Genomic DNA, 15,071 nt, shown 5'->3' with positions numbered 1-15,071 from the left:
CTGTCAAACGACCAGCGAAGGAAATGAGGTCTTCATTTCCATACTTTGATGGGTTGTTTCTGGTCGTTGTCGCTATATTGAACGCTAGAAATGGTTAAATTTGTGGCATATAGTGACGGCATTCACCCTCGGGGTCAAGCCTCGAGGCACTCTGCCTGTTAATCTGTAGATTAGCATAAAGAGCAACAGCACGTATCCACGGTTTGAACGTCATGGCATTGTGCCTGCTCAGCATATAACACGCAACTATATTTACGATCCAACACCCGGATCTGCACTAGTCTCAGTCTCAAACCAGCGCCATGCAGCGAGTGCGGTCGTAACACCGCCTGCGACAGCGAGCGCAATCCCACGGAACCCTAGCTCAAACGCCCCGGCTGATCCGCCAAACACATAGATGAGTCCGCTTCCAACGAGCGCATAGAGTAAGCCGATAGCAGTGAGTAGATACATCGGTCCACGAACGAAGCGCATCTCAACAAGAACGCCAGCAATACTTCGTCCGAAGAGGACGAGTCCACCAACGGCTATAGGTGTGAAGTCAAAGAGAACACCAACTTCTGCGGCGACGAAGCCAAATGGAACAAATGCATGCCATATACCAGTCGAATCTGGGTCTGGGTCTGGGTCAGGTTCAGGTTCAGGTTTTGAGTTCTGACGAGAGTCGATGTTCGTAGTGTTGGAAGATGAAGAAGCCCGATTGGTATTTGAATCGCGCGACGGAGTGAAACTCATCGTCGACTGTATGCCCCCAGTTGTCAAGACCGTTTTGTGTGAGTATATGAAACAAATAAATGTTGAAGAATGATGCAGCAGCAGAGTTAGTGGACCGATTAATTATGTATGATTGAGCTGGATATACTGACCTAAGTTAGCGGTAAGCATAAGTAATGGTAACGAGTATCATAATGTGTATGGCATCAGCACCGCCCTCTGATGACGCACTGTTCGATCAGTTTCTCAGTGATCGTGGACATGAGGTAGAGTCCGCTAGCTGGGAGGAATCGTATAATAAGAAACAGTGCCCGGATTGTGGTGCACTGCATGACATGTCGGCAACAGTGTGTTCTGTCTGCGAGTGGACTCCAGAGTCGAACTAGCACCAATATCACTGCTGATAGATTATCTATATTATAATACTCAAGTGCTCAGTAACATGTATCACCACTGAGCATAGAAGCACACGGTTTATCACCAGTAAGAGCGTGTATACGGACAATGAGCGATGCCAACCCGGAAATCACCCGACTGTTCGGTGGTCCTGGCAGTGGAAAGACCACTGCGTTACTTGATGAGGTCGACAAGATTCTTGATGCCGATGATGTTAGCATTCGTGATATCCTTGTTGTTTCGTATACACGGGCCGCAGCCGCAGAGGTTCGCGAGCGGCTTGCCGAGCGACTTGATATCTCTCCACGCGCTCTTCAAGGAAATGTCGCGACGATGCACGCAAAAGCCTATGAGCTATTAAATCTCTCGCGGGGAGATGTCATCGATGATAGTGATAAACAAGAGTTCTGCGAGGAATATGGCGTTGAGTTCGAAGATAAATATGGTGGTGCAGGTCGGCGAACGGCGCGGTCAACAACACTTGGGAATAAAATAATTGCAACCAGTCAATGGCTTCAGCGAACGCGACGCGATGTAGCTGATTGGTATGAAGTTCCATTTCAGTGGAATGTTGAAGAGGTCCGACTCCCACCTGATGTCGACCCAAATGCACAGGAGGGAAATAAGTACACACCAACATGGTCATCTGATGATGACCGTATTCATGTCCCAGAAGTAATCCAGGCATGGCGGGCATACAAAGGGGATCATGGATTGGTTGGATTTGCCGATATGCTCGAACGGGTAAAACAGCGCTCACTTGTCCCGCAAGTAGATTATCTTGTTATCGATGAATTTCAGGATATCACCACGTTACAATATGACGTCTATGAAAAATGGAGGTCGAGTGTTGATCGTGTACTCATCGCTGGTGACGATGACCAGGTCGTATATGCTTGGCAGGGAGCTGATCCAAATCTGTTACTTGATGCTAATCGCGATGAAGACGTTGTACTCCCAAATTCATACCGTCTCCCATCAAAGGTCCTTAGCGTCGTTAATCAAGAGATCCGACATATCGACAAGCGACAAGAAAAAGATCTCCATCCGCGTAAACAAGGAGGCACCGTTGAGGGAATCGAATCCCCATCAATGCTCGATCTCGCACGTAACGTTCGTCATACTGTCGAGCGGAGCGACGGTGAAGAAACGTTAATGATCCTATTTCGTGCTCGATATCAGATGTTCCAATTTATTGATGAGTTCCTCCCATTAGGAATGCCATTTTCAGCACTCACTGACCAGCGGATGTGGACAGATCGACTCACGCAGTATGTTCGTGGAATTGAACAATTGGACCGTGATGAAACTCTCACTGGATTACAGGCGCGGCGACTCGCCGATATGCTTCAGGCATCTGCGTTCGGGACAAAAGAGCGTGATGCACTGTTTGATTATATCGATGATAAAAAAGAAGCTGCCGACGTCGACGATTTAACAGAACTATCGATTGAGCCAGATATTATTTCTGAACATGCGCCTTTCGCTCCGAATACAGCTGCAGCCGGTGATATGCTCAGGAAAGTGACTTCATTCCAACGAAAATCTGTGGAGGCGTATTTCGATGGGGACTATGGTGGAATGGACCCAAGCCGCATTCGTGTTGGGACAATCCATTCTGCAAAGGGTCGTGAAGCAGATCATGTATTTGTTGCGACTGATCTGACGGAGAAGGTCGTCGAACAGATGGCTGCATCTGTTGATGAAAGTGCAGTTCCTGGCGTCGACGAATTTACCGCACGGACCGACCCGGTGCCGATTCTTACAGACAACGAACGACGCGTATTTTATGTTGGGATGTCGCGTGCTCGTGAGCGACTTGTATTACTTGAGAATCTTGTCGGGGGGCACCAACCCTACCAATTAGCGTTCTTCTTCACAATGAGACTCGCCATGAATCGGTTGATGATCTGCTTGCGGCGACTCAAGAGGAGTCAGCTCCAGCCCCTGAACCGGACGCGTGAACGATAATACATCTCTCAAGAGCGCTACTGATGCCGGACTCGGCATAAATGATCCATCAGTTGTCGTCACACCGAGTCGAACGCCTGTTGTTACTGCGATTGAATCTCATGATGCAATTGGGTTTGTAAATATCAATACCACTGAGAGTGAGTACCCCACAGCTTCGTTTCGATACTTGACCGCGATATCATCCTCAAACAATAGTGCCTATGTTCATACAGATTCAGGACCGGTACTCTGTGTACAATCGGAAGCAGCTAAAAAAGCGATACAGGCAGAATACCGTGCTCTTAGTAAACAAATTGAGTATAGTGATTCGCTGATAGCTTGTGATGAAATATCCGCCGCCAGTGAGCCTGGAGATAATCGTGTCAATTCAGACATCGCAATTCCAATCTATCAGGATTCCAGACCAATTGGTGTCCAGGCAGCGGCTGTTCTCGATTCAGCGCGGACAACAGATGCAGAATGTGCAGACACGCAGACAGTACTTGTTCCATCGACAATTCCACACGACAGCGCTATTCATCTTGAACAAGCTGGGTACACACTTCAGTCTACATCGGCGGTGACAAACGCTCGGGTGAAAAAAGATGCTGCTGAACGTCAGGCGATTAAGATTGTACAATCAGCAGGGCTGGCAGCAATCGCTCGTATTGAGACTCAAATTGCGGATATGACCGTAAGTGATGGGCAACTACTCCTACAGGGAGAACCAACTACTACACGACATCTCGAACAAATTGCAGCCGCTGAGCTTGCCCATCGCGGAGTTGGCAGCGGGGATTGCGTATGTATAATAACGACCGAATCAGCAGTGTCACGCCTCTCGAGGAATATCGGATCGGGCGTATTGTCTTCGACATCGATACAATCTGGCGTCCCAATACAGATTGGTGTTTGTCCACGCGGTCCAAATGGATATCATGGACTTATCTGGCGGACCATCGTCGTTGAGAGTGAGGGAGGATGGGAACGACGAGCGCATATTGCTGTTGAGGCTGCGCTTGAGACAGCAATTGAGACAGTCGAACCAGGAATATCGCCTACAACTGTCTATAATGAGGCTCTCGCAGAGCTTGCAGCCTTTGGATTTAATCCAAGTGCATCTGAGGGATCAGCTAAGAAATCTGAGGGTATTAATATTATGATACACGGAATTGGGTTATCGCAGCGAGAGCGTCCTTATATTGACTCTGAAATGACAATGGACCCTGGGACAGTTGTTTCAATCGCACTAGGAGTATTTAATATAGAATATGGTGGTGTCCGACTCTGCGATGTGGTTACTATCGGTAAGGACGGGGTTTCAGTTGCTGGGAGTCGGGCAACTTCATCGAATGATATGAATCGGTCGCTTACACCTACAGCAAACTCATATTCATCCTGATGATGGATTCGGATTTAATGTCAGACTCAGCGTACTAATAAAGATATTGTGTCACTTATTCGACTTAGATATACATATTGAGTGATATGTCTATGTTTTCAACAGTCATAAGAATCTTATTTTGCTGTTTTACTATATTACCCCGATGCTGTCTCAGTGGTTTTTACTCACGGCTGAGTCAGGTTCATCCGTTGTGTCGGTACCATCCGCAGACTGTTCCTCAGTGGAGGTCCCAACTATCCCGATAAGTCGTTTGCTCATTGCAACAGGGATTTCTTTTGGGGTAATCAGACGTTGTGGAAGAATAATCATCAACGCCGCAATTCCAATGAGCGCACTCCCAAGACCGAACTGACCAGTCGCCAACTGCTCTACGCCAAAGATACCGACTGGGAGGGCAAAGATGAGCGTTCCTGCAATCCCAATCATGTCTAATATACCAAGAGACATTGGAGTCACTAATTCAACTCCACCACGAATTGTGCCGAGTAAGTGTAGTAGCGGTGACTGTGTTCCATCAATATTCACTCATAAGAAATGCATTGAATTAATGATTTGTGTCACAAATTGTCAATTCCCAGCTGAGGTCACATTCAATTATCAAGGGAGTCTCTCAATCTGTATACAAAAGTGGTAATGTGCAATCATCATGAGTTAGCTGACCTCCTTGCACTGCCGATGAAATTAATCGAGATTGTCTGAAGCGTCACAGCGATTGCCGATGGAAGATGTCAATTCAGATAAGGGTTAATTAGTGAATAACTAATGCGCATTGGATGTTGCTCAGATACACACGATAATCTCAAGCTTGCTCAACAGGCTATTGAGACGTTCACGAGTGCTAATGTTGATATGATCGTCCATTGTGGTGGTATCGTCTCGCCGTTCACTGCGTCACTGTTTGATACTGGGATACCTCTGCATGCTGTCCGCGGGAACAATGATGGTGAGTGGGCACTGGCGTCAACGATTGAGGGATTCGAAAACGGGTCTGGAACGTACCACGGAGAAAGTGCTCATCTATCACTTGAAAATCATGCAAACGAATCCTCAGATTCAACGGTTGATATCGCCGTGTATCATGGGACCAGTGAGCGTCTTGTTGATGCGCTGCTTGGATGTGGACAATATGATTACGTCCTTCGCGGACACACATGAACAAACAGTCGAACTGTCTGATGGCTCGTCCATGTTAATCCAGGTGGACTCCCGATTTCAGGCGCTGATGATACAAATCATGCAGTATCAACAGATGCAGTGACGGTTCATGCGATCAGTGCTAATGATAATTAGGACAACATTTTCAATAGTTGCATTATGATAACAATTGAACAGATTTGAGGTATATTTACAGATTTCTCACCCTGTGAGCGAATAGTAATCAGTCATCTGCAGCCTCAACTCCAGAGTGATCAGTATCAACGACTCCTACTGGTGACCCGGTAATCCCAACGCCAAGTGTTCGGTTTGTTAATTCAATACTTTCAGCGGCTGTTGCTGATTCGGTCATTGCTCGAATCGCATCAATATTCTCTGGAATAACATCTGATTCCTGATGGATTGCTTGGAAGAAATACAAGTCACGACCTGAGATAGCAATTGATTCACCCCAAACGCAGTTTTCCCAGATGTCTCCCCGTGGACGCCCAGCGTCGTGTGCAAAATCCTTGAGTTTTCCAGCGCCGTCAATCCCCATTCCCTCACTAATAACATAGATTCGAGATTCTTCTTCAAGCAACTGTCGAACGTGTGCTACAGTTACATCAGACTTGAGCGTTACATTGAGTGCATGCACGTGCATCAGTGTTGCTGGAACTTTTAATCCAAGCGTATCAATTGCAAGATCAGGAAAAATCGTCTTAACATCCGGACCATGATGTGAGGGAATTGAGATTGGATTTGGCAGAATGTCATTAATCGGACCACGGGAATTTTGACTGGGATCACCACCACGTCGAACGAGTGTCGTTCGAACCTGTTCGATCCCATAAGCTTCCTGAAGTGGAGCAATAACCCGTGATAATCCAGTAGTGTTACATGAAACAACTCGAACGCTATCAGTCCCACAGGCAGCAGCATAATTCGCCCGAGCGTTGAAGCTCACCTCAGCAATCGTTGCATCTTCACCACCCTGAAAAATGGCGGGGGTGTCGTATGATTCATACAGTGATTTATTCTCCGCACCAATTCCAGATGGTGTACAGTCAATCATGATATCAGCAGCCGCAACCAATTCATCAACCGCACCGGCAAGTTCAACGCCAGCATCCCCAAATAATGGAGCGCGGTCTGGGATTGCAGCATACATCTCATAACCGCGTTGATCAGCGGTGTGGGCCTCAAAATTCGGCTTTGTCTTTGCGACGCCGACGACTTCCATATCGGGTTGCAACGCAACAGCGTCGGCGACACGTTTGCCGATTGTCCCATAGCCGTTGACACCCACTCGTATCATTATTGGACAATCAAGTGAGCACGTCTATAATTATTTCGAAGATATTAAAGAGAAATTAACTACCGGACGAGTACTGTGTTATATCTGGATGATAGCCGCAGTGACCCGAATCCATAACACGACAGCGCTCTGATTATATGATATGCATCAGTCTAAATCCAAACTTGCTGCTGCGGCGACAACGGCCGTTGAGAAGTGTGCATCGCTCCAGCCTACAGAGTCATGTGTGATTATTACAGATCACAATCGCCGTCCAATCGCCGAGGCGCTCTTTGATGCAGCGCAGACAATCAGTGATACAGTCTCATTAATTCAGTACCCGCCAGGATCACAGCATGGTGAAGAGCCACCAACGTTTGTTGCAACAGCAATGAAAAATGCGGATGTGTTTTTTGCACCAACAACAAAGAGCATCAGCCACACTCGGGCACGAGGAGAAGCCTGCGATGCAGGGGCAAGAGGGGCAACGCTTCCTGGCATCACACAAGATGTCTTTATGACAGGATTAGACGCCGACTATCAAACAATTAGTGACCATAGTCGTAATATCTATGACCAGGTTGCAGACGCAAATGAGATACGCATCACCTCACCTGCAGGAACAGATCTCAAAGTGACTCCCGGTGAGCGAGAGTGGTATCAGGACACAGGATCCATTGATACTGCTGGGTCATTCTCAAATCTTCCTGCTGGAGAGGTATTCACCGCACCAGTAACAGCAACAGGTACGTATGTTGTCGACGGCACAATGCGACCACATGGTCGAGTTGACCCGGACGACCTGCTTGAATTTGAAGTGGAAGATGGGACCGTCAGCAGAATAAGCGATGATGCGATTCGCAATCAAATTGAGACTGCAGCAGAGACCGCCGGTGATGCTGCATACAATCTTGCTGAATTGGGGATTGGAACAAATGTTGGTGTGAGCACACTCGGTGGATCGGTTCTTCTTGATGAGAAGGCTGCAGGAACGGTTCATGTTGCGATTGGTGATAATCTTGGTATTGGTGGTGAGACTGATGCACCATTACATCTTGATGGAATTATTCAGGACCCAACCGTTTATGTCGATGGTGAAAAGGTATCACTTCCTTCCTGAGACCGTATAAAATTCATATTTGTTGATAATTAATCATCTATCGTTCAAATCAATATCTCTACATGCTCTTTGGTTATTCCTCTAATTGAACGGTTCAACTCTGTACTGTGTCAACGGGTCATCAATCCACCTACCAGCGAACCCTAAGTTATCTTTTCAGACATCTGATTGCATCGCCCCTACTTCGATTGTCGTGGTTTTTTACTCGAAGCCTCTGTTGGCTCCACAAATAAAAGAAGAGTGAGCTAGGTTCACAAAGTCAATCTGCTGAAAAGGCGGATTTTTACCCATCCATAGAATATCTATGAATATGAGTATGTCACAAAACCGACGTGGTGTTGGATGCCCCTCTTGTTCGCCTTCAGAGCCGACCGTACATGAGGTGCTAAGCAAGGGTGGAGGACGACATACCGTCCGCTGCACCGCATGTGGTCATGTACATAAAGTTTCAGCTGAAACGCAACAGGAGATTGAACGCGATGTTATTATTTCACAGGATGGAGATTCCTTTGCAACGACGACAGAGGTATCGCCTGAGGAGCAGATTGCCGTTGGTGATGAATTCATCGTTGATAGTGATGCTGCGATCATGTTAGTTCGAGTCACTGGTATTGAAGTTGGTCCTGAACAACGGGCAGAGGAGGCATCTGTTGGAGATATTAGAACAATCTGGACTCGTGCAATCGATAATGTCGCCGTGAGTGCAACTGTTAATCCGAAAGAAGGAACGGGAGCGCGTGAATCGACACGGAGTTTTGAGATTCAATTGCCGGGAGATCATGAGTTCACAGTCGGTGAGACAGTGTCATTCGGTGATGAGGAGTTTTTAATCAAGGCAATCCAAGTTCGAAGGGACGCGCCAGAATATAGACATGGGAAGCTTGAGCATGATGGTGACATGGTGTACGCAAGAGATATCAAACGAGTCTATGGAACTGACCAGACAACGTCTGCATGGTCAGCGTGGTGAGTGTAACATCACCTGTCGCTTGTCGCTTGTCGCCTGTCACCAGACGCCAGAGCGTATAGTTGATTAGGACGCATCCGTCATTATACCCATATGGACCCCGCGGTACTCCGTGAAGATATGGTCAACAGCGTTGAAACACAGCTTGATGTCAGCGTCGCTGCGCCTGTTTCTCATGCAATGCGCACTGTTCCGCGGGAACCATTTGTTGAAGATGCGCCCTATCAGAATAGTTCCTCTGAGCATATCGGAACGACAATTCTCGCCCCAAGCGTCGTTGCACGATTGCTTACTGCACTGCACATCTCAACAGAACCAGATATCAATGTCCAGTTGAATTCACCTGAGTCCACGGAAAATCCTGAGAGTGCAGACAAGAGTATAGCCAAGGGTGAGAGTACACATGAAACAGCCTCAGATGATGTGCTTGTTGTTGGTGCTGGTGTTGGATATACTGCAGCAGTGCTCGCTGAGCTTACCGATGAGCGGCATGTTCACGCAATCGATATTAATCGCCAAGTTGTCCATACAGCACGGTCAAATCTTGAAGTAGCTGGATATGAGGGTGTTCTTGTTGATACGCGCGATGGTGCACATGGATTACCTGAGTATGCGCCATTTAACCGAATTCTCGTTGAAGCCGCATCGCTCGAACCACCGAAAGCACTTCTCAATCAACTCACAGCCAATGGGCGATTGGTCATTCCATTGGGAGGACCATCGCAAACAATTGCAACTGTTGATGCACAGGGGAACATACTTACTGAACAGGGTGCAGTCGCACTAGATCCACTGTTGGTTGAAGGTGAAAGCGGTGATGGTCCAGCGCGGAACCGAACGGTCCGTGAAGACGCTGAATTCGATGAGAGTGGATATTTTGCACCAACTGGGTGGGAGCAGGAGTGGATTGATTGGGATAAAAACCAACATTAAATTCCTATCAGGGGCAGTAGACTGTCCTAAATCTACAGAAATGATACTCTTGATATCATATATACTCCACGTTTGATGAATCGCATTTCTCTTAGATATCTCTAAGACACCATATATTAGTATAAATATCGATACAACGAGTGTCAGCGAAGATTACGCATCAAAATTTGTTATATAGTCGTCTTCAGCCCGCTTCCAGTGAGTGGAACCACAACATCATCATGAGCTGCAATTATCTCCCGATCCCGATAGATGTCAAGTGCAGCCGGGGCAATTGCACAGGTGGGCTCAGTATAGAATCCCCGGGCGTGAAGTGCATCGACTGTCGTATCAACAACATCAGCGGAAAGTGCAATTGCATCACCATCAGTGGAATTAATAGCTGTAAGGATCTGCTTACGGCGGACAGGTTCCGCAATCTGGATTCCATCAACACGGTTATTCACTTTTGTCGGCGCTGTTGAAATGTCATGAAGCTCACGTGCGATTGGTGCATGTCCAGTCGCCTGTGCACAAGGAGTCGCGGGAGTGAGTCAATCCATCCCGCGTTCAACAGATCAACAAAGCCACGATATGCGTCAAGGAATAATGTACCGTGACCAAGTGGCATTACAACGACGTCTGGTGCACTCCATCCACGCTGTGCACATACTTCAGCAAATGTTGCTGTCTCCGCAAAGAAGGCGGGATTCCATGCATGTGAGGCATACCACGCCTCATCGGACTTCACGGTTTCAATACACGCTTTTGTGACTTGCTCACGAGATCCTTCGATACTAATCGGCGTTGCCCCAGTGCGTTCAATTGCCCGTCGTTTTGCTGGCTTGATTGACGCTGGAATATATATTTCACTCCGATGTCGGGCGGTTGCGTTGGCAAGGTCGTGGTGAGTTTCGGTCGGTGTCGTACAATCAGTCTAGTCGCTTCAACGTGGATCACAACACGGGCGATGAGGGATTCGTGCGACTCCGACTCGAAAAAATCGGCTGGTTCAAAATACGTGCAAATCGTGACGTACCACCAGCGGGCGATATTGATGAGGGAATCCTCAAGAAAGAGCCGACCGGTGAGTGGTACGTCTCACTCGTCACCACTGTCGAAGACACACCTGAGAAACCGCCACTCACCGAGATTGACCCAGACGACTGTATTGGTGTTGACCTCGGTATCACGAGCTACATCTACACCTCTGAAAACCTGTCCGTGGGTACACTTGACCTGTCGGATGAGTACGACCGTTACGCCCGCGAGCAACGGAAACTCTCACGAAAAGAACACGGCTCGAGTAACTGGGAGAAGCAACACCGAAAGGTCGCTCAAGCGAAACGAGCAATTAAGCGGAAGATGCGTAACTACCAGCACAAACTCACGACGTGGCTGGTGCAAGAGTACGACGTTGTGGCTGTCGAAGACCTAGACGTAGACGTGAAGCCAATGCTGGAAACGAGCCAGAACGCGAAAAACAAGCAAGATGCCGCGTGGTCACGATTTATCGAGTTGCTGGAGTACAAGGCTGACCTACATGGCACCCATGTTGAGAAGGTGAAACCGGAAGGGACGACCAAAGAGTGTGCTGTGTGTAGTGTTGAGACGGAAAAACCGATTTGGGTGCGAGAGCACTCCTGTCCTGCGTGCGGTCATACTGAAGACCGTGAGTTGAACGCAGCGAAGAATATTCTTAATCGTGGTTTGAAGCAGTTAGGGGCGGGACGCTCCGAATTAACGTCGTCCGAGATACGAAGTCTCTCGTGATCACGAAAATCTTCGATTTTCGAACGACCTGTGCAGACTGCGCTCCCTACGTTCACACCTCAGCGAGAGCGTGTGGATGCAAAGTGCGTTCACCAGACTCCGTCTGGTGGGCTGTCAGACGCAGTCTGACAACGTCGTTGAGGCAGGAAGCCCCGGGGCTTGACCTTAGAGTGGGTTCACAAGTGGGGTTAATCCCTCACCAAGGGAGACCGTAGGCTCAACCGGAAGCAGGTCTGTGAATGCCCAAAGTCCATCGGTGGTATCTCTCCATGTCGGTGACGCAGGTGGTTCGCCGTCTGGAGTCTGTGAAACGGCGAAATCCAAGGGCGAACCACAATGACACCGCCATACCCACCTATCGTTATATTGTTGACCACATACATGACAGCATAATTGAAGTGATGTCGGTAATGCTGACATTATTTTCTCAATATGAATCAACGCTCGTTCCGACGGAGCAGACATACTCTCCGGTCGCGACCTGTGGAAGTCGTCGTGATCGCCAAAATACACCGTCGTTATCAGCAGTAATACGCGCTTTCAGTTCACCAAAGATGTCTGTTACTTCAAAGAGTACGTCACCGGTTTTAATCCGCTCGCCAAGTTCAGCTTCGAATTGAATCAATCCACCGGCTGGTGACCCATATTGATCAAAACCTCGTGCACGGGTTTGACGAGATTTTGATACTGTTCCATCGAGAAATCCGTATTCACGAAGGACATTGAACACTCCCCGAACACCAATGTCAATACTCTCACCATCCCAACCAATACATCCACCGAGTTCAGGATCAACCGTTGGAATACCCTCATCAGGGGCGACACGGGCGAGTTGACCGTTTGGACCCTTCTGGTCAAACACATAGCCGCATCCAAATGTTTTTGCAAGCCCAAGACATTCATCGTGGAGTCGATGCCGGCGACCACACCGAACACGCACTTCGTCAATCATTTGTGAGGTTGACCCCTGATGAAGATCTAAGATAAGATCCGCCCGCTTCGCGGCTGCGAATGTAACCGCAGCAATCCGCTCTGATGATGTTCCAGATTCATTACCAGGATACGCTCGATTCATTTTCGTGTCGTCAATTGGATTTCGATGTTCTGCAATCTGAAATCCATGATAATTCACAATACCAACAGCAAGCACAGTCCCAGAGAGAACAGCCGGATCAACTTGAGGAATCACACGGTTTAATACACCAATCCCATTCAATTCATCACCATCAGAAGCAGCCTGTACATAGAGGGTTTGTCCATCAGAAGCTCCTTCAACAACTGCGCAGGGGAGCCCAACAGTTGTCCCATCACGTGTCTCCCCAATCTCAAGTCGGCCCGTATCAATTTCACCCGGGGCCGCACTCGCCGTACCGAGTGTGGTCATTAATGAATAGTCAGTGGCAGTTCCCTTTATGGATTCGGTGTCAGATTCCTTCACGATGAATATTCCACCGTATACTATCGATTTAATTTAGTGGGTGCGCATCCTACGTGGGATGATACCGACATTGATAATCTTTCGAATATAATGAGCAACGAGATACCCGATCGTCCAGAACAATCAGGGCTGATTACTGCGCTGAAAGTGCCTCGAAATGCAATTATCGGTGTTGCTGTTGGCATTGTGCTGGCAATAATTGTTTATGTTGCCCGTATATTCGAAATCCTTGGTCCATTTGCAGGAACTCGACAGTATCCAGTCGTTGGACCGGAGGGTTGGTTTATTGTGCTTGCATTTGTCCTTGCAACATCAACAGCACTGCTTGTAACAACGATACTCACAGTTGTGAGCGCAGTCCGGTTGATTCGGGAATTATAGAATGTTGAAAATTAGAAGCACAGATATTACACCTCGAATGACTGTGGATCGTCGACTGCATCACCAAGCAGCTGTGCACCAGCGCGCGTCCCCTTCGCGATGATGGTATCACCCGCACGGAGTTCGGTCTTTGGTCCTGGCTGTACAACCCATCCATCATCATCGTTACCACGTCGAACGGCAATCACGCGCATGCCAGTTTCGGTCTTAACCTGTTCTGCCCCAAGAGTTCGACCAGATAATTGACTTTCAACGCCAACTGACAGTCGGACGATGACTTCATCAGATTCCTCAACCGCTGCGGCGACAACTGGATGTGCATCAATTCCCCGAAGTACACCCTCGCTGATTTCTAATGCAGCATCAGAGATAACTTCAGTCGCTGAAGCAATATGAACAAGCCCTCGAAGACGAACCGGATCCGCTAGTCTGGTAGCCGCACGCAGCGTCCATGCCTCAAACCGTGATTTGAGTGCATCAACCTCTGCTTCTAATTCTTTTACTTCCTCTGCGACTCCTGTGCTCTCAAATAATACTGCTCCATACGCTAGATCGACAGCAAGTTCACTCATATCCTTCATAAGTGTTATTGAATTGACAGCACGCTCAAGATCATCGATCGGTTCCTTCGTGACAACAGGCGGCTCATATGATTCCCCTGTGGCAGCCGCATATACCGTTGCAACTCCATCTTGTGGTCCACGAAGAAGAACCGAATCGCCCTCATAAAGATGTGTATCAGCTCCAGGGTTTATCAACCACTGCTGTTTTCCAGTGACCGCATTACGACGGATTGCAATCACCCGAACACCGGATTCTGTCTCCATGTTTATTTCGGCGAGAGTATGATCAGCGTACCGTGAACCAGACTCAACTGTCGCTCGAATTAATACTTCGACAGCACCTGGAAGAGAGCCACGAATAGCATTTGGAAGACCGATGTCCTCAACAACGACCTTCGCAATATCACCAGCAGCATTTGAGATCTTCTCTGCAGCCGCCATCACGCCAAGAACAGGAGCGAGTTGTTCTGCATCCTCTGGACGACGTGCCGCCATCAGGAGACTCATTCGTCCCTGTAATTGAAGTCGGTCCATCCGTGCTTCAAGATCGAGAACCTCATCAGCGATTTCGTCACTCTCATGAAGAACAGCGGAGTACGAGAGATCGATAAGTAATTCAGCGGTATCTTTCATCTCCGCAAGAATAGTCTTGACATTAACCGGTTCGTACTCCACATCACGATCCATATGGATTCATTGGTGGTGCGATGATAAAAATAGTTGATGAGTTGTTATACTATTGAAATGTGTATCGAGTGAAATGAGAATATATCTCTAGTTGCGGAATGAATCCAGCGATGAGTTCGCTCACTCACGCTCGAATCATTGTCTGGATACTGTATGCTCATGAACTAGCTTACTTTACCATACCCAGTCATTCACGTGACTTTATTGCAGATTGGGCTTACAAGGAAGTTTCCTATAAGATCTGCCCATATTCAAGCTTAGATGTGTATCAGCCAGTCCTCGTATATACTCAAAGTCGGTGTGATGTACACTATGGTCATGTCAATAACAT

Annotated in this window: 12 protein-coding genes and 4 pseudogenes; 9 read left to right on the top strand and 7 right to left on the bottom strand. The window is 47.8% G+C overall.

Annotated features, from left to right (window positions below; translation table 11 throughout):
- Nucleotides 1-252 precede the first annotated feature (252 nt).
- A complete protein-coding gene (locus HQRW_RS02000; RefSeq protein WP_014555255.1) occupies nucleotides 253-735 on the bottom strand; it encodes a DUF7541 family protein in 483 nt (160 codons plus the stop codon).
- Nucleotides 736-914: 179 nt separating this feature from the next.
- Between HQRW_RS02000 and HQRW_RS01995 the strand changes: the two genes are divergently transcribed.
- The 3 genes and pseudogenes from HQRW_RS01995 to HQRW_RS01985 all read left to right on the top strand — a co-directional run bounded on the left by HQRW_RS01995 (nucleotide 915) and on the right by HQRW_RS01985 (nucleotide 4,465).
- Nucleotides 915-1,100, top strand: coding sequence for an HVO_0416 family zinc finger protein (locus HQRW_RS01995; protein ID WP_014555254.1), 186 nt, complete (start codon nucleotides 915-917; stop codon nucleotides 1,098-1,100).
- Between the two features lie 118 nt (nucleotides 1,101-1,218).
- Nucleotides 1,219-3,074: pseudogene (locus HQRW_RS01990) on the top strand (UvrD-helicase domain-containing protein).
- On the top strand, nucleotides 3,071-4,465 hold the full coding sequence (locus tag HQRW_RS01985) for a M24 family metallopeptidase (protein WP_014555252.1): 1,395 nt from the start codon (nucleotides 3,071-3,073) through the stop codon (nucleotides 4,463-4,465). The pseudogene HQRW_RS01990 and the gene HQRW_RS01985 overlap by 4 nt, the downstream one beginning before the upstream one ends.
- Before the next feature lie 153 nt (nucleotides 4,466-4,618).
- Here HQRW_RS01985 and HQRW_RS01980 read toward each other — a convergent pair whose 3' ends face one another.
- Nucleotides 4,619-4,993: a DUF7533 family protein gene (locus HQRW_RS01980; RefSeq protein WP_231852392.1), complete on the bottom strand. Its 375-nt coding sequence runs from the start codon at nucleotides 4,991-4,993 to the stop codon at nucleotides 4,619-4,621.
- 237 nt (nucleotides 4,994-5,230) lie between these two features.
- On the opposite strand from HQRW_RS01980, the pseudogene HQRW_RS01975 reads away from it, so the two are divergent.
- Nucleotides 5,231-5,758 (top strand): annotated as a pseudogene (locus tag HQRW_RS01975) (YfcE family phosphodiesterase).
- An 88-nt stretch (nucleotides 5,759-5,846) separates the two neighbouring features.
- Here HQRW_RS01975 and HQRW_RS01970 read toward each other — a convergent pair.
- A complete protein-coding gene (locus tag HQRW_RS01970) occupies nucleotides 5,847-6,920 on the bottom strand; it encodes a type II glyceraldehyde-3-phosphate dehydrogenase (protein WP_014555249.1) in 1,074 nt (357 codons plus the stop codon).
- Between the two features lie 142 nt (nucleotides 6,921-7,062).
- On the opposite strand from HQRW_RS01970, the gene HQRW_RS01965 reads away from it, so the two are divergent.
- The 3 genes from HQRW_RS01965 (at nucleotide 7,063) to HQRW_RS01955 (ending at nucleotide 9,919) form a co-directional block, all read left to right on the top strand.
- Nucleotides 7,063-8,019 carry an aminopeptidase gene (locus HQRW_RS01965; RefSeq protein WP_014555248.1) on the top strand — a complete coding sequence of 319 codons (957 nt, stop codon included), beginning with the start codon at nucleotides 7,063-7,065 and terminating at the stop codon, nucleotides 8,017-8,019.
- A gap of 304 nt (nucleotides 8,020-8,323) precedes the next feature.
- Nucleotides 8,324-8,989, top strand: a complete 666-nt coding sequence (locus tag HQRW_RS01960; protein ID WP_049891543.1) for an HVO_0476 family zinc finger protein — start codon at nucleotides 8,324-8,326, stop codon at nucleotides 8,987-8,989.
- A 90-nt stretch (nucleotides 8,990-9,079) separates the two neighbouring features.
- Nucleotides 9,080-9,919 (top strand): protein-L-isoaspartate O-methyltransferase family protein, encoded by an 840-nt coding sequence (locus HQRW_RS01955; protein WP_014555246.1) that lies wholly within the window; start codon nucleotides 9,080-9,082, stop codon nucleotides 9,917-9,919.
- A 170-nt stretch (nucleotides 9,920-10,089) separates the two neighbouring features.
- On the opposite strand, the pseudogene HQRW_RS14760 reads toward HQRW_RS01955, so the two are convergent.
- Nucleotides 10,090-10,772, bottom strand: a pseudogene (locus HQRW_RS14760) (pyridoxal-phosphate dependent enzyme); the annotation flags it as partial.
- Between the two features lie 2 nt (nucleotides 10,773-10,774).
- Here HQRW_RS14760 and HQRW_RS01940 point away from each other — a divergent pair.
- A pseudogene (locus HQRW_RS01940) lies at nucleotides 10,775-11,800 on the top strand (RNA-guided endonuclease InsQ/TnpB family protein); the annotation flags it as partial.
- A gap of 36 nt (nucleotides 11,801-11,836) precedes the next feature.
- Here HQRW_RS01940 and HQRW_RS16320 read toward each other — a convergent pair.
- Nucleotides 11,837-11,995, bottom strand: coding sequence for a hypothetical protein (locus HQRW_RS16320; protein WP_231852386.1), 159 nt, complete (start codon nucleotides 11,993-11,995; stop codon nucleotides 11,837-11,839).
- Between the two features lie 103 nt (nucleotides 11,996-12,098).
- Nucleotides 12,099-13,055, bottom strand: a complete 957-nt coding sequence (locus HQRW_RS01935) for a succinylglutamate desuccinylase/aspartoacylase family protein (protein ID WP_014555244.1) — start codon at nucleotides 13,053-13,055, stop codon at nucleotides 12,099-12,101.
- 144 nt (nucleotides 13,056-13,199) lie between these two features.
- On the opposite strand from HQRW_RS01935, the gene HQRW_RS01930 reads away from it, so the two are divergent.
- Nucleotides 13,200-13,490: a DUF7536 family protein gene (locus HQRW_RS01930; protein ID WP_014555243.1), complete on the top strand. Its 291-nt coding sequence runs from the start codon at nucleotides 13,200-13,202 to the stop codon at nucleotides 13,488-13,490.
- Nucleotides 13,491-13,516: 26 nt separating this feature from the next.
- On the opposite strand, the gene HQRW_RS01925 is transcribed toward HQRW_RS01930, so the two are convergent.
- Nucleotides 13,517-14,740: a potassium channel family protein gene (locus HQRW_RS01925; protein WP_014555242.1), complete on the bottom strand. Its 1,224-nt coding sequence runs from the start codon at nucleotides 14,738-14,740 to the stop codon at nucleotides 13,517-13,519.
- Nucleotides 14,741-15,071 lie beyond the last annotated feature (331 nt).

It is taken from the genome of Haloquadratum walsbyi C23 (assembly GCF_000237865.1).
Lineage (GTDB): Archaea > Halobacteriota > Halobacteria > Halobacteriales > Haloferacaceae > Haloquadratum > Haloquadratum walsbyi.
Note: the sequence above shows the minus strand (reverse complement) of the source record. Positions and strands in the feature narration are given on the sequence as shown.